At 61.4% G+C, this 19212-nt stretch carries 16 protein-coding genes; 1 reads left to right on the top strand and 15 read right to left on the bottom strand.

Annotated features, from left to right (window positions below; all coding sequences use genetic code 11):
• Positions 1-2: 2 nt before the first annotated feature.
• The 9 genes from HCG46_RS23210 to HCG46_RS23170 form a co-directional block, all read right to left on the bottom strand.
• Positions 3-1166 carry a dihydrodipicolinate synthase family protein gene (locus tag HCG46_RS23210; RefSeq protein ID WP_168687510.1) on the bottom strand — a complete coding sequence of 388 codons (1164 nt, stop codon included), beginning with the start codon at positions 1164-1166 and terminating at the stop codon, positions 3-5.
• A gap of 27 nt (positions 1167-1193) precedes the next feature.
• Positions 1194-1508 carry a Dabb family protein gene (locus tag HCG46_RS23205; RefSeq protein ID WP_168687509.1) on the bottom strand — a complete coding sequence of 105 codons (315 nt, stop codon included), beginning with the start codon at positions 1506-1508 and terminating at the stop codon, positions 1194-1196.
• Positions 1505-3097 (bottom strand): GMC family oxidoreductase N-terminal domain-containing protein, encoded by a 1593-nt coding sequence (locus HCG46_RS23200; protein ID WP_168687508.1) that lies wholly within the window; start codon positions 3095-3097, stop codon positions 1505-1507. The genes HCG46_RS23205 and HCG46_RS23200 overlap by 4 nt, the downstream gene beginning before the upstream one ends.
• 25 nt (positions 3098-3122) lie before the next feature.
• The gene (locus HCG46_RS23195) at positions 3123-3881 is read right to left on the bottom strand and encodes a 3-ketoacyl-ACP reductase (protein WP_168687507.1); all 759 of its coding nucleotides are present in this window, start codon (positions 3879-3881) and stop codon (positions 3123-3125) included.
• Positions 3878-5362: a GMC family oxidoreductase gene (locus HCG46_RS23190; protein WP_168687506.1), complete on the bottom strand. Its 1485-nt coding sequence runs from the start codon at positions 5360-5362 to the stop codon at positions 3878-3880. Before HCG46_RS23190 ends, HCG46_RS23195 begins: the two co-directional genes overlap by 4 nt.
• Positions 5363-5365: 3 nt before the next feature.
• Positions 5366-6475, bottom strand: coding sequence for a sn-glycerol-3-phosphate ABC transporter ATP-binding protein UgpC (gene ugpC / locus HCG46_RS23185; RefSeq protein ID WP_055659653.1), 1110 nt, complete (start codon positions 6473-6475; stop codon positions 5366-5368).
• 4 nt (positions 6476-6479) lie between these two features.
• Positions 6480-7352 carry a carbohydrate ABC transporter permease gene (locus HCG46_RS23180; RefSeq protein WP_023002938.1) on the bottom strand — a complete coding sequence of 291 codons (873 nt, stop codon included), beginning with the start codon at positions 7350-7352 and terminating at the stop codon, positions 6480-6482.
• Positions 7352-8257: a sugar ABC transporter permease gene (locus tag HCG46_RS23175; RefSeq protein ID WP_023002937.1), complete on the bottom strand. Its 906-nt coding sequence runs from the start codon at positions 8255-8257 to the stop codon at positions 7352-7354. The genes HCG46_RS23180 and HCG46_RS23175 overlap by 1 nt, the downstream gene beginning before the upstream one ends.
• Positions 8258-8421: 164 nt before the next feature.
• The gene (locus HCG46_RS23170; protein ID WP_228148126.1) at positions 8422-9624 is read right to left on the bottom strand and encodes an ABC transporter substrate-binding protein; all 1203 of its coding nucleotides are present in this window, start codon (positions 9622-9624) and stop codon (positions 8422-8424) included.
• A 316-nt stretch (positions 9625-9940) separates the two neighbouring features.
• Between HCG46_RS23170 and HCG46_RS23165 the strand changes: the two genes are divergently transcribed.
• On the top strand, positions 9941-10990 hold the full coding sequence (locus HCG46_RS23165; RefSeq protein ID WP_168687505.1) for a substrate-binding domain-containing protein: 1050 nt from the start codon (positions 9941-9943) through the stop codon (positions 10988-10990).
• 8 nt (positions 10991-10998) lie between these two features.
• On the opposite strand, the gene HCG46_RS23160 is transcribed toward HCG46_RS23165, so the two are convergent.
• The 6 genes from HCG46_RS23160 to HCG46_RS23135 form a co-directional block, all read right to left on the bottom strand.
• Positions 10999-12519, bottom strand: coding sequence for an aldehyde dehydrogenase family protein (locus HCG46_RS23160; protein WP_168687504.1), 1521 nt, complete (start codon positions 12517-12519; stop codon positions 10999-11001).
• Positions 12516-13289: an enoyl-CoA hydratase/isomerase family protein gene (locus tag HCG46_RS23155; RefSeq protein WP_077291600.1), complete on the bottom strand. Its 774-nt coding sequence runs from the start codon at positions 13287-13289 to the stop codon at positions 12516-12518. Before HCG46_RS23155 ends, HCG46_RS23160 begins: the two co-directional genes overlap by 4 nt.
• A complete protein-coding gene (locus HCG46_RS23150) occupies positions 13286-14860 on the bottom strand; it encodes a CoA-transferase (protein WP_023002932.1) in 1575 nt (524 codons plus the stop codon). Before HCG46_RS23150 ends, HCG46_RS23155 begins: the two co-directional genes overlap by 4 nt.
• Before the next feature lie 2 nt (positions 14861-14862).
• A complete protein-coding gene (locus tag HCG46_RS23145; RefSeq protein WP_168687503.1) occupies positions 14863-15861 on the bottom strand; it encodes a Gfo/Idh/MocA family oxidoreductase in 999 nt (332 codons plus the stop codon).
• Positions 15862-16348: 487 nt separating this feature from the next.
• Positions 16349-18466 (bottom strand): ATP-binding protein, encoded by a 2118-nt coding sequence (locus tag HCG46_RS23140; RefSeq protein ID WP_023002929.1) that lies wholly within the window; start codon positions 18464-18466, stop codon positions 16349-16351.
• Positions 18467-19210: a response regulator transcription factor gene (locus tag HCG46_RS23135; protein WP_023002928.1), complete on the bottom strand. Its 744-nt coding sequence runs from the start codon at positions 19208-19210 to the stop codon at positions 18467-18469. It lies immediately after the preceding gene.
• Between the last annotated feature and the right edge of the window lie 2 nt (positions 19211-19212).

Raw genomic sequence — 19212 nt, 5'->3', positions numbered from 1 at the left:
GTCTATCCGATCCCGTGCAGTTTCAGGAGCAGCCCCATGCGCTCCTCGGCGATCTCCGGCTTTGACAACAAACGCGCCTGATCCGCAAGCCGGAAGACCTCTGCATAATGGGCAATCTCACGCGAAGACTGAAAACCGGCCGGCATGATGAAGTGGCTCTGGGCATCGTTCAGCCAGGCAAGAAACGCGATTCCGGCCTTGTAGAAGCGGGTCGGCGCCTTGAAGATTTCCCGGCTCAGCGGAACGGTTGGCGCGAAGAGCTGGTGATAGGTATCCATATCCCCTTCCGCCAATGCCTCAAGCGCCTGGCTCGCCACGGGGGCAATAGCCGCAAAGGCCCCCAGCAGCGCATGCGAATAGTGCTTGCCGTCGCCGGCGATCAGATCCGCATAGTTGAAGTCATCGCCTGTATAAAGCCGCACGCCTTCAGGCAAGCGCGCACGGAAGGCTTCTTCGTGTGCCTGGTCGAGCAAGGAGATCTTGATGCCGTCGACCTTCGCTGCATGGCCTTCGATGATGGCGAGGACGGCGTCGGACGCCGCCGAGACATCCTTAGACCCCCAATAGCCGGTCAATTCCGGATCGAACATGTCGCCCAGCCAGTGCAGGATGATCGGCTCCCGTGCCTGACGGATCAGCCGGCCATAGACATCGGCGTAATCGTCCGGCCCGGCCCCGATGGCGGGAAGAGCCCGCGATGCCATCAGGATCGCCTGCCCGCCTGCCGCCTCGATGGCCTCCAGCTGGACCGTATAGGCCGCAACGATGTCGTCCTTCGTCTTGAGATTTTCCAGCGGCACCTGATCGGTGCCTGCCCCGCAGGCAACACGCGGCTTCAGCGGATGCGTCTTCGCCTCTTTCATGGTGCGTTCAATCAGTTCCTTCGCCGTTGCCCAGTCAACGCCCATGCCGCGCTGCGCGGTGTCCATGGCCTCGGCCAGTCCCAGCCCCTGATCCCACAGCCAGTGCCGGAATTTCAGCGTATTTTCCCAATCGACAGCCGGAGAACCAACCCATGGATCGCGCTCGCGCAGCGGATCGGACACCACATGCGCTGCGGCAAAAGCGGTGCGGGTTAGCGGCACGCGCGGGGCACGCGGCGTCAGGGCTTCTCCGATGAGGCTGTAGGGTTCCAGACGGTTTTCGTAAGTGGGCAGGGTCAGCATGATACGCTCCGGAAACTTGGCGGCCGGTCAGGCCGAGACGGGAATATCGAGGACGAGAATGCCGTCGATCCCGCCGATGGCATTGGCGACCAGCTTGGCGCCGAGCGCCTTGTGGTCCGGATGGGTCTGGTAGGCTTCCAGTGCCTCCCAGCTTTCGAAATCGACGGTGAATCCGTGCAGGTAGCCCCGTTCGATCTGTTCCGGGCTTTCGCTGCGGCCCGAAACGATCTCGCCGATGCCGGACACCTGATTGCGGATACTTCTGAGTTCCTGAAACAGGCTTTCGATCAGTTCTTCGGCAACATCCGGCTGAAACTTGATGAGAACGATATGGCGGATCATGACAGCGCCCCGTGATCTTGGCGGATCATGTCGGAGGCTTTCTCGCCGATCATGATGGCCGCGGCATTGGTGTTGGAGGAAACGACCGTCGGCATGATGGAAGCATCGACCACGCGAAGCCGCTCCACACCGTTGAACCTCAGGCGCGGATCGACCACGGCCTTGTCGTCGGAGCCCATGCGGCAGGTGCCGGCCGGGTGATGGGAGGTCTTGGAGTGTTCGCAGATGAAGCGGAAGTAGTCTTCGTCGGTCTTCACTCCTGGCCCCGGCAAGTGCTCGGCCTTGATGAAGGGCTTCAGCGGCGCCTGCGCCAGAATTTCCTGCGTCAGCTTCAGGCCCCGGATCGACATTTCCCGGTCCTGGCTGTCCTGCAGGTAATTCGGGTCGATCAACGGCGCATCCGCAGGATTGGAGCTCTTCAGGCGCACGCTACCCCTTGAGCGCGGGCGAAGATAACAGGAGTTGAGCGTCACGCCGCCGTCCGGCATGGCGGCAACGCCGGATTCGATCCCCGTCCCCAGACCCAGATGGAACTGAAGGTCCGGCGAACGCGCATCGGGGTTCGCGTACCAGAACCCGCCCGTCTCGAACAGGCTGGAGGACACCGGCCCACGCCGGGTGAGCAGATATTGAAGGCCGGCCAGCACAGAGAGATGCGGCTTGGCATAGCGGTCGTAGGTATGCGGGCCGCTGACTTCGCAAATGCAGTAGAGATCCAGATGGTCCTGCAGGTTGGAACCGACCTCAGGCTGGTCATAGGCGATATCGATACCGAGCTTTCTGAGTTCGTCGGCGGGACCGATGCCGGAAAGCTGAAGCAGACGGGGCGAGCCAATGGAGCCGGACGACAGAATGACTTCAGAGCCCGCCGTCAGCCGGGTGCCGTCGATGAGTTCGACACCGGTCGCCTTGCCGCCTTCCACCACGATACGGCGCACCTGGGCACCGGTCTTGATGTGGAGATTGGGCCTGCCCTTGTTGGGCGCCAGATACGCCATGGCGGAGGAAGACCGGCGGGCATTGCGCTGTGTCAGCTGGTAGTAGGCAACACCGTCCTGCTTCTCGCCTGTCACATCCTCGTTTTTCGGAATGCCGAGCGCAGCAGCGGCTTCGAAATAGGCTTCGCAGATCGGCAGCGGGGCACAGGGCCTGGAAACGCCAAGCGGGCCGCCCTTGCCGTGGTAGCGGTTGTCGTAGGTGTCGTTGTCCTCGGCCTTGCGGTAGTAGGGCAGAACGTCTTCATAGCCCCAGCCCTCGCAGCCCATCTGACGCCACTCGTCATAATCGAGCGCATTGCCGCGGGTATAGATCTGCGCATTTATGGCCGAACCGCCGCCAATCACCTTGGCCTGGGTATACCGGAACACGCGGTTCTGCATGTGTTTTTGCGGCACCGTGTGCCAGCCCCAGGAGCCGATCCCCTTGGTCATTTTCGCAAAGCCGGCAGGCAGGTGATAGAACGGATGCCAGTCGCGCCCGCCTGCTTCCAGCAGCAGCACGGAAACGTCCGGGTTCTCGGTTAAACGCGCGGCAACAACCGAGCCGGCGCTGCCACCACCGATGATGATGAAGTCGTAGCCTGTATTCATCTGAAGTCTCTCAGAACAACTCGCTCTAAAGCCGGGGGATCGACAGTCCGCCGTCCACCGCGAAAGTCGAACCGGTTGCAAAGGCCATTTGGCCATCGGCAATCGGCACGATGATTGAGCCGATATCGGCGGGCTGCCCCCACCTGGCAGCAGGCACCAGACCGCCTTCGATCCGGGCCGTGTATTTGTCTTTCACTCCGGCGGTCATGCCGGTTTCGATAATGCCTGGCCGTAGCTCGAAGACACCGATGCCATGCGGCGCAAGCCGGACGGCGAAAAGCTCCGCCATCATGGCGGCGCCTGCTTTCGACAGGCAGTATTCCGCCCTTTCGATCGACACCATCTCCGCGCTTACGGAGGTTATGAAACTCATCGAGCGATAGCTGTCTGACGGCTGATCCAGCATGCGTCTCGCCACTTCCTGCGCCAGGAAGAAGGCCCCGCGCAGGTTGACACCCATGACGAAGTCGAAACTGTCGGGCGCCAGATCCAGCATGTCGCCCCGGATCCTGGCCGGAACGCCCGCGTTGGAAACAAAAGCCGTTACCGGCCCGAGATCCGCCTCCACCCGGTCGAGCAGCGTCTTGCAATGGTCGATGTCCAGAAGGTCATGCCGGAAATAGCGGCCCTTGCCACCCAGGCTGTTCAAGGCTTCGGTTACCTCCGGCGCGTTGGCTTCTTCCTGAGCGGCGATGGCAACCGTGTAACCGGCCTCCGCAAGAGCCTTCGAAATGCCGAGACCGATGCCGCGCTGGCCGCCGGTAACAAGTGCGATCCTGTTCATGCCGCCAGGTCCTTCTTGATCGTTTCGGCGGCGCGCAGTGCCAATGCCGCGACCGTGAGGGCCGGATTGACGGCAGCCGAGGTAGGCAGCGCTCCCGCATCGGCCACAAACAGATTCGGATGATCCCAGGACCGGCAGTCCGGATTGAGCACGGAGTTAGCCGGATCATCGCCCATGCGCACCGTGCCGCACTGATGCGAGGGCACCCTGCCGTCGAACAGCCGCGACAGCACCAGCGGGAAACCGGCCTCGCGCAGGGTCTTGCGGGTCTTCTCGACCAGCTTCCTGTGCGCCGTCATGTTGGACCGCTGCCAGATGAGCTGGATCTTGCCGTCCTTCAGGACAACCCGGCTTTCAGGATCGGGCAGATCCTCGGAAATCAGATAGAGATCAAGGGCATGCCCGGAAATCCAGCGGGCAGCGAATTTCGGCAGCTGCGGCACCTGGATCTTCAGGATATCCGGCGTTACCCGACCCAGCAGCTGGACGTTGCCCAAAGGCTTGCCGTCTTCGCCGTCATCGAGATACCAGTCATTCAGGCCGAAGGTCTTCTGATAGACGGAAGTATTCCGGAACCGCGGATCGATGGCGATCATCGCCGTCGCATTGTGGTTCATGAAACAACGGCCGACATAGTCCGAGAGGTTGGCAACGCCGGACCGCAACAAGAGCGCCGCGGACTGGACGGCACCCGCACACAGGGCAACGACCCCCGGCGTCAGGCAGATCTCTTCACCGTCCTTGCTGTAGTGGACTTCATCGATACGGCCGGACTTGTAGCCCGTCCGGAGCGCGGTGACTTCGGCACCGGTGACAAGGGTAACGTTGTCATGAGCCATTGCGGCTTCCAGCGCACAGGTTTCCGCATCCATCTTGCCGCATCTGAGGTCGGGGTAACCGTCCCAGCCGGTGTGCCCGGCATCCAGCCAGCGGTCGATATCAACCCCCAGCGGCAGGCTGAACGGGCGAACGCCCGCCTGCTCAAGGCGCCGCCGGGCAATCCGGATGGCTTCCTCGTCCGGGATGGGCGGAAACGGATAAGGCCTGCCATGCGGCGGTTCAGTCGGATCGGAGGCGGTATCGCCCCGAACCTGGAAAAGCTGTTCGGCGGCGTCATACCAGGGCGACAGCTCGTCATAGGCAATCGGCCAGGCAGGTGAAACACCGTCATAATGCTCCAGCGCGCTGAAGTCCTCTTCCCGGTAACGGATCAGCACCGCGCCGTAGAGCTTCGAGTTGCCACCGACATTGTAGTAGTTGCCGGGCTCGAACGGATTACCCTGTCCGTCGAGCCAGATTTCCGGTGCCCGGAAGGCGCTGTTGGTATAGATGCGCCAGGGGTCCCGGGCCGGAGCATCGTCCGGTATCCGGTATCCCCGTTCCAGAATCGTGATCTTGGCCCCGGTCGGAGCAAGGCCTGCGGCAAGGGAAGCTCCTCCCATGCCGCTGCCGATGATCACAATGTCGGGCGCCGTATTCATGGGTCAGGCGATCCGCTTTTCGGTCTTCGGGTCGAAAGCGACCGCCTTTTCCATGTTGAAGGCAAACGGGAACACTTCTCCCGCCTTCACGGCAACGTCGGCACGGAAGCGGCCGGTCACGTCCTTGCCGCCGATCTGGCTGACGACGAACGTGTCGGAACCTGCCGGCTCGGTGACTTCCACCGGAGCATCGACGATGTGAACCGCCTTGGAATTGCGGTCGGCACCATCCTTGTCGGTAATGGCTTCCGGCCGAATGCCGAGGATGATGTCCTTGCCGATGCTGGAAGAGAGCGCGTCGGAGGCAAACGGAATGGCCGCCGTCTTGCCGTCTGCCAGCGAGACTTCCGCAGCCGGCCTGCCGTCCGCCGAGACCACCTTGGCCGGGAACAGGTTCATGGAAGGCGATCCCATGAAGCCCGCCACGAACATGTTGGCCGGATTGTCGTAGATCTCTTTCGGTGTGCCCAGCTGCTGGACATAGCCACCGAACATGACAGCGATCCGGGTCGACAGCGTCAGTGCCTCGATCTGGTCATGGGTCACATAGACGATTGTCGTGCCGAGCTTCTGGTGCAGCTTCTTGATTTCCGTGCGCATGTCGACGCGCAGCTTTGCGTCCAGGTTGGACAGCGGCTCGTCGAACAGGAACACGTCCGGCTCGCGCACCAGTGCACGCCCCATGGCGACACGCTGGCGCTGACCACCGGAAAGCTGGCCCGGCTTGCGGTCGAGCAGATGGCTGATCTGAAGGAGATCGGCCACCTGGCCAATCCGCTTTTCGCGTTCCGGCTTCGCAATGCCGTGCATTTCCATGCCGAAGGAGATGTTCCCGGCAACGGTCATGTTCGGGTAAAGCGCGTAGGACTGGAACACCATCGCGATGTTGCGGTCCGCCGGCTTGACGCCGTTCATGCTCTTGCCCTTGATCGCGATCTCGCCGGAGGTGATGTCCTCCAGGCCAGCAATCATGTTGAGCAGGGTGGACTTGCCGCAGCCGGACGGGCCGACGAGCACGAGGAACTCGCCCTCTTCGATGGAGATGTCGGTTTCATGCAGGACCCGCAAGGATCCATAAGACTTGGTCGCCTGCTTGATGTCGAGAAAGCCCATTGTCTTATCCTTTTACTGAGCCTGCCATCAGACCACGCACGAAGTAGCGGCCCGCGACGATGTAGACGAGAAGGGTTGGCAGCGCGGCCATGATCGCGCCGGCGAAATGCACGTTGTATTCCTTCACCCCGGTGGAGGATTGCACCAGGTTGTTGAGGGCAACGGTCATCGGCTGGCTGTCGAAATCGGAGAAGGACGCACCGAACAGGAAGTCGTTCCAGATGTTGGTGAACTGCCAGATGATGCAGACAACCGCGATCGGACCGGACGATGGCAGCAGGATGCGCCAGAAGATCCGGAAGAAACCGGCACCGTCGATCTGCGCCGCCCGGACAAGCTCTGTCGGAAAGGCCGCATAGTAGTTGCGGAAATAGAGCGTCGAGAAGCCGATCCCGTAGACGAAGTGTACGAAGATCAGACCCGGCACCGTGCCGGCGATGCCCATCAGACCCAGCATGCGAGCCATCGGGATCAGCACCATCTGAAAGGGAATGAAGCAGCCGAACAGCAGCAGGCCGAACAGGATGGTCGCACCGCGGAACGTCCATTTGGTGAGAACGTAACCGTTCAGCGCGCCGACCAGCGTCGACAGGGCGACCGCCGGAACGACCATGATGATGGAGTTGAGGAAATAGGGCCGCAGACCCGTTGCCTCAACGCCCACCTGGGCACTCGACCAGGCGCTTTGCCAGGGAGCGATGGTCCACTCCTGCGGCAACGCCATCATCCCGCCCGAAGTGATTTCGGTCAGCGGCTTCAGCGAGTTGACCACCATCACGTACAGCGGCAGCAGGTAGTAGATGCAGAACAGCGCGAGCAGCAGGTACAGGATCACCCGGGCCGGACGCAGGGAGGAAGACTTGGACATCGTCGACATCACTTTTTCTCCCTGAGTTCTGACCAGAGGTAGGGCACGATGATCGCGGCGATCGTCATCAGCATGATCACGGCGGAAGACGCACCGATGCCCATCTGGTTTCGGGTGAATGTGTAGGAATACATGAAGGTTGCCGGCACTTCGGTTGCGGTGCCCGGTCCGCCGCCTGTCAGGGCGATCACCAGGTCGTAGGACTTGATCGCCATATGGGCGAGCACCACGAAGGCCGACATGAAGGCAGGACGAAGCTGCGGGATCACGATCCGGCGATAAAGCGCGAACGTGGAAGCACCGTCGATCTGGGCAGCTTTCATCATCTCGCTGTCGATACCGCGCAGGCCCGCAAGGAACATCGCCATGACGAAGCCCGAGGTCTGCCAGACCGCCGCGATCACGATGGTGTAGATCGCGAAATCCCGGTCCTTGATCCAGTTGAAGGTAAAGGTTTCCCAGCCCCAGCCGCGCACGACGGCCTCGATACCGATGCCCGGGTCGAGGAACCATTTCCAGGCAATTCCGGTCACGATGAAGCTGAGCGCCATCGGATAGAGGTAGATTGTGCGGATGAAGCCTTCTGCGCGGATCTTCTGATCGAGAAGGATCGCCAGCAGCAGACCCAGGACGCAGCAGATGGTGATGTAGAGAACGCCGAAAACCACAAGGTTCCAAACGGCCGTATCCCACGCACGGATCTTGAAGAGGTTTTCATAATTCTGCCAGCCGACCCAGCCGAAGGTGGGCAGAATACGGCTGTCCGTGAAAGACAGGTAAAGCGTGAAGGCGATGAAGCCGTAAACGAAGATTGCCACGATGGCGATCGTCGGGCTGAGCACGAGTTTGGGCAAAGCATCACGCAGTCTGTCAACAACGGAACCGCGCGGGTTCGCCGTTTCAGAGAGAGACATCTTGAGTTCCCCGACCTAGAGCACTTTTGCCGGCGTTCCAGCGAACGCGCGCGGCAGCTCTGAGACTTTGGTTCCGGCCGGCTTCAGGCGGTTGCTTGCAACCGCGAGACGGTCCGCCGAACCGGTGGGAGAGCGGTGACGGATCACCGCTCTCCGCGCGGTCGTTACTTGTTGATCTGAACGGCGGTAACGAGTTCTGCAACAGCGGTTTCGCTGTCGTATTCCCCGTTGAAATGCGCCGTGATCACGTCATACATGGCGTTCTTGACGGCAGCCGGGTTGGCGTGACCATGCGCCATGGAGCCGTAGAGGTTGCCGCTGTCGGCAGCCTTTTTCAGATCCACCATGCCCTTTTTGCCGCAGGCGTCAAAGTCATCGTTCGGCACGTCGGTCCGGGCCGGAACGGAGCCTTTGACGACGTTGAACGCGGACTGGAAGCTCGGTGACAGGATAGCGGTTGCCAGGGCAGCCTGCTCCTTGCCGACTTCCGGACCCTGCGCGAACATCGCGAACTGGTCGGCGTTGAAGGTCACCTGGTCCTGGGTGCCCGGGAAGCGGAAGCAGAGGAAGTCTTCATCCGGCTTCTTGCCGGCATTCAGGAATTCACCCTTCGCCCAGTCGCCCATCATCTGGAAGGCTGCATCGCCATTGATGACCATGGCGGTCGCAAGGTTCCAGTCACGGCCGGAGAAGTTGTCATCCACATAGGAGCGGATCACGGCCATGCGGTCGAACGATTCCTTCATGGTGTCGGAGCCGAGCGCTTCCTCGTCCAGGTCGATGAAGGCTTTCTGGTAGAACTCGGGTCCACCGGTCGCCATCACGACTGCGTCGAAGATGGTCGCGTCCTGCCAGGCCTGACCGCCGTGCGCGATCGCGGTCTTGCCGGATGCCTTGACCTTTTCCAGAGCGGCAACGAATTCGTCCCAGTTCTGCGGCGGCTCGATACCAAGCTCGTCGAGGATGGCCTTGTTCGCCCAGACCCAGTTGGTGGAGTGGACGTTCACCGGAGCGGAGACCCACTTGCCGTCATACTTGGAGAATTTCTGCAGGGCTTCCGGAACCACGTCGTCCCAGCCTTCCATGCCGGCCAGGATGTTCAGGTCGGCAAGTGCGCCTTCCTTGGCCCAGTCGGTAATGTCGAAGCCGAGCATCTGTACGGCAGTGGGCGGGTTGCCGGAGGTAACGCGTGCGCGCAGCACGGTCATGGCCTGGGTACCGCCGCCACCTGCAACCGGCATATCCTGCCAGCCGATGCCCTGGCTTTCCAGGTCCTGCTTCAGAACGTTCAGAGCAGCAGCTTCACCGCCGGAAGTCCACCAGTGCAGAACTTCAACATCGGCGGCGGACGCCAGGCTTGTGCTCATTGCAAGGGCGGCGAGGCCCAGCTTCAGTGATTTCAAAGACATCGATATTCCTCCCATAAGGTGCCTAAAGGCGTTTCGAGTGCCGGAGCCCGGCAATCGAGTGTCACGCAACGTTTATTGTAACGTTGCAAACCGGAGTGGTGTCAACGATTTTCATCACTCCCGAAAAACAAAGAGTTTCGTTTGTCTTACATACTATTAAGGCGGATGTTTCGGTGCTGCAGTGCAGCACATTATTGTGTTGTAACGTTACAAAAGCCCTGATTAGACTTGGCTTGCTTTTTGAGCTAGAAGGCTTCGGCTGAAGTGAACGGGCATGACGCGAAAAACCTTTGAACCCAACAGCGGTCGCGCCGCCGAAAAGCTGCCGCGTCCCACCTTGCGCACGGTGGCGCAGGAGGCAGGCTTCGCGGTGACCACGGTTTCCCGCGCCCTTGCCGGAGACCCCAGGATCGCGGAGACGACGCGCGAACGCGTTTCCGAAGTTGCCCGCCGTCTCGGCTACGTTCCCAATCGCGCGGCACAGCGCCTGCGCACCGGCCGTACCAAGGTCATCAGCCTTCTCCTGAACACACGGCACGAGTTTCTCAGCTTCACATCCGAGTTTCTCGGCGGCATGTCCGAAGGCCTTGCCGGAACCGGCTACGCGATCACCATTACAGCAGACGGTCTTGCCGACGACCGGCTTGAGGCAATCCGCAACATCCGCAGGCACTCGCTGGCAGATGCCATTGTCTTTACCCGCACCGAGTGCTTTGACGAGCGGGTCCGCTACCTGCTGGAGCACGACTTCCCCTTTGCCACCCATGGCCGGACGGACTTCACCACGCCCCACCCTTACGTCGACTTCGACAACGAGGTTTTCGCTCGCATGGCCGTGGAGCGACTGGTTGCAAAGGGGCGCAAACACATTTGCATGGTCATGCCGAACGAACGCTACACCTTCGGTCAGCACCTGCGGTTCGGCGCCCGCCAGGCAGCCATTTCCCATGGCGTTCAATTGACGGTTCCCGATGGCGTTGACCTCGACAGCGAGCCCGACGAGATCGCTGCGACCCTGCGCTCGCTCCATGCCGGCCCCAACGCGCCCGACGGTTATGTCTGCGTCGGTGAGGTCATGGCCCTGGTGACCCTGGCCTATCTCAACGACATCGGTCTGACACCCGGTATGGAAATCGACGTCGTCGCCAAGCGCGCCTCGCCCATTTCCAATCATTTCCGCCCGAGAATCGAGACCATCGACGAGGACCTGCGCGCCACCGGCAGAGCCATGGCCAAGGTTCTTCTCGCGAGGATCGACGGCGCCCCCATGGAGGATATGCAGATCCTCCTGAAGCCCGAAGGCGCCTTCTCGATTTCGGACTAGCCTGCTCATCACGCCACCCAGGGTGCCCGGGTCTTGCCGATGCGCATGGTCACGGTCTTGGCTTCCAGGAACTCGTCCAGTCCGTATTTGCCAAGTTCCCTGCCCTGGCCGCTTTCCTTCACGCCGCCGAAGGGCAGTTCCGCAAAACCATCCATCCAGGTGTTGGTCCACACCGTGCCTGCATGCGCCCGGCGGGCGAATTCCAGACAGGTGTGAACATTCTCGCTCCACACACCGGCGGACAGACCGTAGTCGGCATCGTTGACGAGTTCGATCGCCTCATCCAGCGTCTTGAAAGTCAGCACCGAAAGCACCGGCCCGAACACTTCTTCGCGGGCGATCGGCATGTCGCTTTTTACATCCGCAACGATCGTCGGCTGATAGAACTGTCCGGCAAGGCCGGGAACCGTCAGGGCTTCCCCACCCAGGTGGACAGTCGCTCCGGCGTCCGCGGCATCGCGCACATATTTGTCGATCTTGCTCTGGTGGTCGGGCGTGATGATCGCGCCGACCTTGGTCGATGGGTCCAGAGGATCGCCGAAGGGCACCTTCCGCGACAGGTCCACTGTCGCCTTCAGGAACGCCTCGGCGATGTCTTCGTGCACAATGATCCGGGATCCGGAGTTGCAGCATTCGCCTGCATTGAAATAGACGCCGAAGACAACCGCATCGACGGCGCTTTCGAGGTCGGCATCGGGGAAGATGACCTGCGGGTTCTTGCCACCAAGTTCCAGCGAGACCTTCTTCAAGGTTCCGGCCGCCGCCTTGACGATGGCCTTGCCGACGCCGGTCGAGCCGGTGAAGGTGACCATGTCGACACGCTTGTCGGCGGTCATCGCCGTTCCAACCGGATCGCCATAGCCAAGGACGATGTTGACGACCCCGGCCGGAATACCGGCTTCGATGCACAGTTCACCCAGAATGACCGTCGTTGCCGGGGTCATTTCGGAAGGTTTGATAACCGCGGTGCAGCCGGCGGCCAGCGCGAAGGGCAGTTTCTGCGACACGATCAGGAACGGAAAGTTCCACGGCGTGATGATCGAGACGACACCGACCGGCTCCTTGAGAACCAGGCCGAGCATGTCGCTGCCAAGGGAGTTGTAGCTTTCGCCGTGCATGGTGCGCGCCAGCGAAGCCGCAAAGCGCCAGATATCGGACGCGCCTTCGATTTCCGCCATGGCCTGGCTGATCGGCTTGCCGGATTCCAGCGTTTCCCAATAGGCGATCCGCTCCCGTTCCCGGTCGATCAGATCGGCGATCTTCAAGAGAAGCGTTGCCCGCTCCTTGCCGCTGGTGCGCGACCAGCGTCCCTTGTCGAAAGCAAGCCGCGCGGCGGAAACCGCCGCATCAACATCACGGGCACCGCCCTTCGCCGCCTTCGTGACAACGCTGCCATGGGACGGAGACACACGATCGAAGGTTGAGCCGTCAGCGCCCTGACGCCAGTCGCCATCGATCAGGTGACGGGCGACGAAGGGTTCGGCCGGGAGTTTTGCTTCGCTGATGGAAACGACGTTCAGGTCACTCATGACTTAACTTCCAGGAAATTCGGTTTGCGCTTTTCACGGAAGGCGGTAACGCCCTCGTTGCGATCTTCTGTCGGACTGATCATGCCGGAGCCGAGCGCCTCGATCATGGCACTGCGATCTTCACCCACGGCGGCATGGATCATGTATTTGGCCACTTCCACGGCCCGGGACGATTTGTCGGCCAGCTTCTCGGCCATCTCGAACGCAGCTGAAGCCGGATCGTCGGATATCTCGGCTGCAAAGCCCGCCGCATAGGCACGTTCTGCGGAGATGCGCCGGCCGAACAGGGCCATTTCCTTCACCATCGGCTCACCCAGCAAACGGATCAGCCGCTGCGTGCCGGACCAGCCCGGTACGATGCCGACGGATGCTTCCGGCAGCGCCAGCGTCGCCCTTGGCGCCATCACGCGGATATCGGCGGTCGCTGCAAACTCCAGTCCACCACCAAAGGCGTGCGCGCCAAGCGCAGCCACCGTCGGCTTGGAAAGCCGCGCCAGCCGGTCAAAAACCCGGTGGCCTTCGCGCACCCAGTGACGGGCAAAGTCGTAAGGCGACAGCTCGGACCATTCGAGAATGTCCGCGCCGGCACAAAAGGCCTTGCTCTCCTCCGCTGTAATCACCACCGCAAGGATCGACGCATCGCGCTCCAGCTCATCGCAAAAGGGCTCAACCGCCTTCAGCATGTCGAGCGTGAACGCATTCAGCTTGGCCGGATTGTCCAGCTTCAGCTCGGCAATTGCCCCATGACGGATGAGATGCAGCGCGCTCACAGGCTCAGCTCCATCGCACCCCTGGACAGAAGCGCTTTCGGCATCTCGACCAGATCGTTTGCGAGCCGGACCCGGCCCTTGGAAGCATCGACGATGTCACGTGCCGGATCGATGCCCGGCATGATCTCAGTCGCCACCAGACCTGCATCGGTCAGGTGGATAACGCAGCGCTCGGTCACATAGATGACGTCCTGGCCAAGTTCCTTTGCCCTGCGGCCGGAGAAAGTGACATGCTCGACCTCGTCCACCATCTTGGTGAACTTGCCCGGCGTCCGCACCTTCAGCGCGTCTTCCGTCAACTCCAGATCGGCACCCGCCTCGAAAAGACCCGAGAACACGATCTTGCGCGCATTCGCAGTGATGTCGACAAACCCGCCGCAACCTGCGGTCAGATAGGGCTTCTTGCCGAGCTTGGAGACATTGACGTTGCCATCCAGATCGATCTCCAGGAAGGACAGGAAGGAGACATCGAAACCGCCGCCCTGGAAGTAGGTAAACTGCTGCGGCGATGGCATGTAAGCATCGGCGTTGGAAGCGCAGCCGAAGGCAAAACCCGTCAGCGGCATGCCGCCGGTCGCACCTTGCTCGATCGCCCAGGTGACGGCCTGTTCCTGACCGGCTTCCAGCAGCACGCGTGGCACCATCGCCGAAATGCCGAAGCCGAGGTTTGCCGTCTGGCCGGACTTGAGTTCCATTGCTGCCCGGCGGGCGACAACCTTCTCGATGCCGTGCTCGGCAAGCGAGAAGCTGGACCACGGCCGCATGATCTCGCCGGAGATCGCCGGGTCGTAACCGGTTTCAGTGGTCTGGCGCTGGTCCGGATCGACAACGATGAGATCGACCAGATGACCGGGCACACGGACATCGTGCGGACGCAGCGAGCCCGAGGCCGTCACACGCTTCACCTGCGCAATCACAAGGCCGCCGTGATTGCGCACGGCAATCGCCTGCTCCAGGCCGCCGAGATAGGCGCCTTCGTGTTCGTAGGTGAGGTTGCCGCGTTCATCCGCAGTCGTTGCCCGAATGATCGCGACATCCGGTACGATGTTCGGAAAATGCAGCCAGGTTTCGCCGCCAAGCTCCAGCCGGGACACGATGGGCCGGTCTGCTGCGACATCGTTCATGGCACAGCCCTGACGGATCGGGTCGACGAAGGTGTCCAGCCCGACCTTGGTCATGACGCCCGGGCGGCGGGCCGCAACATCCCTGTGCATGTCGAACAGGATGCCGGAAGGCACGTTGTAGGCAGCTACCCGGTTCTCCACCAGCATCTGCCAGATCGCCGGCATCGGCAGGTTGGACGGACCGGATGGGTAGGACCCTGCAATGATGGTCGACAGCAGACCATCCTTGGCAAGGTGGTCGATCCCCTTGATGCCGTACATGTCGCCGGCGGCAATGGGATGGAGCGTCGTGAGGTTTCTCGGGTGCCCTTCACTATCGAACCTTGTGCCAATGGCCTCAAGTATCTTGTCCGGGCACCCGAGACCGGAGGAAGAGGAAACGGTGATGACCGCGCCGTCCTGAATGCGGGCGGCGGCATCCGCCATGGAAACGATCTTGGAGGTCATGTTCAGAAGCCTCCATAGTTGACGGCAACAGCCTTGCCGGACTGCGCGGCCTCACGCACGGCAAGGGCGACCGCCAGCGACTTGACCCCGTCGACACCATCGGCAGAAGGACGCCCCTTGCCGTTGACCGCATCGGCAAAGAGGCCGAGCGCGCGGTGGTAGAGGTTATGCTTGTCGTAGGAGATCTCGTGTTCGCCATCCGCATCGACCAGACGAACCGCTCCGACAGGTTCCTGGGTCATGACGTTGCGGGCGAAGATCGACCCATCCGTGCCGTGAAACTCGATGCCGGTTCCCGCGAATTTATGCGTGAAGCTTTCATGCGACTGCACCATGGCACCCGACGGCATCGACCAGACGGACATCACGCTGTCCTCGACCCCTTCTCCGAGGCCTGAAGCTGCAGCCTTGGCAACGACTTCCTGCGGATCTTCACCCAGGTGGAAGCGGATGGTGTCCGCGTCATGCACGGTGATATCGGGAATGACGCCGCCACCGGCAGCCGCATCGTTGATGCGCCAGCCGCGCAACGCGTCCGGCAGGTTGACCGCGTGGAAGACGCGTGCGCTCAACACCTTGCCGATGCGGCCTGAAGCGATCAGCTCGCGGATGGCCAGATGAGACCCGGCATTGCGCAAATGATGATTGGTCGCAAAGACCACACCCTTGCCGGCGGCAGTGCGAACCATTTCACCGGCCTCATCCAGGGTCATGGCCAGCGGTTTTTCGCAAAGCACATGCTTTCCGGCAGCGATCGCGGCCAGCGCCTGCGCATGGTGCTTTTCGTTGGTGGTGGAAATATAGACCGCGTCGACACTGTCATCCGCAAGGAGCGCATCCAGATCCGTGAAGCTGTCGGCAACACCATGCTCACGGGCATACGCCACGCCGCGGGCCGCATCCGAACTCAGGACGGACTGGATGTCGGCATTCTGCGAGCGGATGGCATCGATCATGTAACTCGACGCAATTCGGCTTGCACCGATAAGGGCCCAACGCATCCATTCCTCCCGAATAACTCTTAATTTTGGAACGTTCCAATTTCTTGATCGGAACCATTACTGGAACGTTCCAAATGAGTCAAGAGTGGAATTTTGCAAGGACGTGAAATTGGAGAGACAGACGAGATCGATGATCGGGTTAGACAACAATCAGCAACACGTTCGCATTGCTCAAAGTCTCCAGACATCTCCGCATTATCAACGGCTTAAGGCAGCTAGGCTCTCGCCGGCTCAGCACTGCATCAGAAATTGCCCCCACTTCACCCCCCCTGCGTCACCCCGGGCGAGCATCGCGAGACCCGGGGCCCACTCATTTCCAGAGCGTTTGCAAGGTGCAGCAACCATCAAGACGATGACATCGGCTTCAGCAAGCGGCTTCGCGAGTAGGCCCCGGATCTGCGCTTCGCTTGTCCGGGGTGACTCAGGTGGTGAGGTGGTTCCGAATACGATGAACTTGGAAACGTTCCGCAGGTGGATGGTCAGCACCTCAGGAAACGACCTCGATGCGCGGAGTGACTTCCCCGGCTTCTTCCACGTCTTGCGGAAACCGCAATTCGACGGTCGTGCCCTTGCCCGGCTCGGAGAAGATATTTGCCGTGCCGCCGCTTTGGCGAACGAAGCCATAGACGACAGCGAGGCCCAGCCCCGCGCCGCCCTCGCTGGTCTTGGTGGTGAAATAGGGTTCGAAGGCCTTGTCGACCTCTTCCCGGCTCATGCCGATGCCTGTGTCCCGGACGGCAACCACAACCGCGTCCCCGTTTGAAAATGTGGCAACCTGCACTTCGCCGCCGTCGGGCATCGCCGCTGCCGAATTCAGGCAGAGATTGAGTACCGATTGCTCGAACAGTTCCGGATCCAGCACCAGCGGTGGCAAGCTGTCGTCCAGATCCAGTTTCAGACTGCATTTCTCGCCGATGGCGATTTCCAGAATGTCCGCCATGCCGCGCAGCAACGAGGACATACCGATGCGACTGAGATTGGCAGGCTGCTGACGGCCGATGGTCAACATGCTGCTGGCAAGCGATCGGCCCCGATCCGCCGCCTTGCGAATGCGGGCAATGTTGCGGGCCTGACGATCGCTGAAGCCGCCGTCCCGCTCCAGCAGTCCGAGGCTTCCGGTAATGATGCCGATGGTGTTGCCGACCTCGTGGCTGAGCTGGTGCGTCAGGCGCATGATGCCGTCAAGCCGCTGGGCCTTGGCTGCCTCCGCTTCCTGCCGGTCCAGCAAGGTCACATCCCGGGCGAGCAGCACGACACCATCATCGCTTTGCCGCGACAGCGAGATTTCCGTCACCGACCCGTTCTCGGAACGATGACGTACGGAAAAGGGGGCGCTCAGGGGTCTGCCGTCGGGCGCACCCGGAAGCAGTTCGGTCCGGATTTCCGGGACCGGTTCCAGAAACTGGACAAGAGGCAGCTTGCGGGCAGCACCCTTGTGACCCAGCAATTCGATGACCCGCCGGTTCATGGTGACCGGTTTGCCGGCAGCATCGAAGATGGCAATACCCTCATTCATGCTGCGGAAGGTGGAACGGATTGTCCTGGCAGCGGCCTCCGCCGTGCGCCGCAGACGTGTGACCCGGTCAACGCTTTCCTTGAAGGCGAGAAAGGCCTGTTGCAGGTTCAGGAGCTCGGTTTCATCGCCCTGATAGACCGGTGGACCGACATCCTTCTGCCCCTTGGCAAGGGCGTTCATGCCGCTGGACAGCGAAACGATGCCTTTCGAGACCCGGATGACCGAACGGATCGACATCACCGCCATGGTCAGCACCAGCAGTGAAGCCACGGCAACGATCACCAGAAGCTGCTGCAGGGTGGCCGAAGTCGACTGGAAATCCCGGTTGAGGGTTTCCGTCACGATGCCCGACTGGGTTTCCGTCGCAAGGGACAGCTCCCGCGCCACCGTGTGCAGCCTGGCAATTGCGCTGCGCACGGCGAACATTTCCAGGAGATAGCTGGTCTGCGCCTCGAAAACCCGCTCATAGGGCCTGAGGTCCGACGGCGGCAATGAGGCCGCGGCAGGCTCCGCCACGTAACGCCGCTTCAATTCACCCAGCTGAAACAGGCTGCCCGCACTCGACACGGAATGCACGATGGCATTGAGGCGCTGACGAGGTTCCTTCTGGCTGGCGGTGTCGGCAACGGCGATCATGCCGAGCGCGGAGGAGACTTCTTCCTTGTAGTGCTGGGCGGTTTCGGCCTTGGCAGACAGAGCGAGCGTCTGCGCACGGATCTGCCCGAGCAGTTCGAAGATCCGTGTGTTGGCAGCCCGGTAGGTCTCCTTGCCTGGCGGATAGTCAGGAAGTGAACTCAACAACTGGTCGACCTGCTCCACCAGCAGCCGGCTCTTGCCAGAGACGGTGTAGGGCGAGGTCGCATTCATCAGGAAAGGCGCACTGGAGACGAGGTCAGACACCTGCCTGGAGACCAGCGCGGCATCAGCCAGACTGGTGAAGGCCTGCAGCCCGTAAGCGGCGGTTTCCTCACGCGCCTTCAAAAGCCCGTAGATCGCGATGGCCGACAGCGTGAAGGCGACGGCGCAGATCAGCGCGATGGCGGCAGGCAGCCTGAAGGCAATGGAAGAAAGAACCGGCCGGCTGATCATCTAAGGTGCATGGGCGGGATCCTGATGCAGGATGTAGCCCTTCCCCCGGCGGGTCTTGATATGTTGCGGCAGGTCCGGGTTTCGCTCGATCTTGCGGCGAAGCCGCAGGACCAGAACATCGACGTTGCGATCGATCAGCCGGTCTGTTTCCGCACCCAGCTGTTCCAGGATCTTGGTCCGGCTCACCGGTTCGTTCGGCGTCGATGCCAGGATCTCCAGCAGGGAAAATTCCGACGACGTCAGCGTCCGGGTCGGGTGAGACGTGCAGACGGCCTTGCGATTGACGAGATCGATCACCCAGTCGCCCAGAAGCAGCGCGGTCGGCTCGTGCTGAACGCTGATGGTGTCCTTGTCGCTGCCGCGCAGGGACGGATGCATCCGCCGGAGCACCGCCTTGATCCGGGCGGTGAGTTCAATCGGCTCGAACGGCTTGACCACATAATCGTCGGCGGCGGTTTCAAGGCCAAGCACACGCTCTGCAGCGCTACCGGCGGCCGTCACCATGACAATGCCGATATCGGTCTGCGACCGCAGCTTCTGCGCAAACACCCGGCCGGACATGCCCGGCAGGTTATGATCGACCAGAACCAGATGAAAGGCATGCTCCGGCAGGATCCGCGCAGCCTCTTCCGCCGAACGCGCGGCAACCGGCGACCAGCCTTCGGCTTCCAGAAGATCCGATATCAATTCCGCCATATCCTGATCGTCCTCCACGATCAGGATCTTGATGCCTTCGTTCAGCAAAC

Source organism: Labrenzia sp. PO1, from assembly GCF_012273635.1.
Classification (GTDB): Bacteria; Pseudomonadota; Alphaproteobacteria; order Rhizobiales; family Stappiaceae; genus Roseibium; species Roseibium algicola.
Note: the sequence above shows the minus strand (reverse complement) of the source record. Positions and strands in the feature narration are given on the sequence as shown.

Excerpts from the sequence above, each read along its gene's own strand:
- HCG46_RS23210 (WP_168687510.1), bottom strand. The coding sequence starts at position 1,166 with ATGCTGACCCTGCCCACTTACGAAAACCGTCTGGAACCCTACAGCCTC.
- HCG46_RS23205 (WP_168687509.1), bottom strand. The coding sequence starts at position 1,508 with ATGATCCGCCATATCGTTCTCATCAAGTTTCAGCCGGATGTTGCCGAA.
- HCG46_RS23200 (WP_168687508.1), bottom strand. The coding sequence starts at position 3,097 with ATGAATACAGGCTACGACTTCATCATCATCGGTGGTGGCAGCGCCGGC.
- HCG46_RS23195 (WP_168687507.1), bottom strand. The coding sequence starts at position 3,881 with ATGAACAGGATCGCACTTGTTACCGGCGGCCAGCGCGGCATCGGTCTC.
- HCG46_RS23190 (WP_168687506.1), bottom strand. The coding sequence starts at position 5,362 with ATGAATACGGCGCCCGACATTGTGATCATCGGCAGCGGCATGGGAGGA.
- ugpC (WP_055659653.1), bottom strand. The coding sequence starts at position 6,475 with ATGGGCTTTCTCGACATCAAGCAGGCGACCAAGTCTTATGGATCCTTG.
- HCG46_RS23180 (WP_023002938.1), bottom strand. The coding sequence starts at position 7,352 with ATGTCGACGATGTCCAAGTCTTCCTCCCTGCGTCCGGCCCGGGTGATC.
- HCG46_RS23175 (WP_023002937.1), bottom strand. The coding sequence starts at position 8,257 with ATGTCTCTCTCTGAAACGGCGAACCCGCGCGGTTCCGTTGTTGACAGA.
- HCG46_RS23170 (WP_228148126.1), bottom strand. The coding sequence starts at position 9,624 with ATGAGCACAAGCCTGGCGTCCGCCGCCGATGTTGAAGTTCTGCACTGG.
- HCG46_RS23165 (WP_168687505.1), top strand. The coding sequence starts at position 9,941 with ATGACGCGAAAAACCTTTGAACCCAACAGCGGTCGCGCCGCCGAAAAG.
- HCG46_RS23160 (WP_168687504.1), bottom strand. The coding sequence starts at position 12,519 with ATGAGTGACCTGAACGTCGTTTCCATCAGCGAAGCAAAACTCCCGGCC.
- HCG46_RS23150 (WP_023002932.1), bottom strand. The coding sequence starts at position 14,860 with ATGACCTCCAAGATCGTTTCCATGGCGGATGCCGCCGCCCGCATTCAG.
- HCG46_RS23145 (WP_168687503.1), bottom strand. The coding sequence starts at position 15,861 with ATGCGTTGGGCCCTTATCGGTGCAAGCCGAATTGCGTCGAGTTACATG.
- HCG46_RS23140 (WP_023002929.1), bottom strand. The coding sequence starts at position 18,466 with ATGATCAGCCGGCCGGTTCTTTCTTCCATTGCCTTCAGGCTGCCTGCC.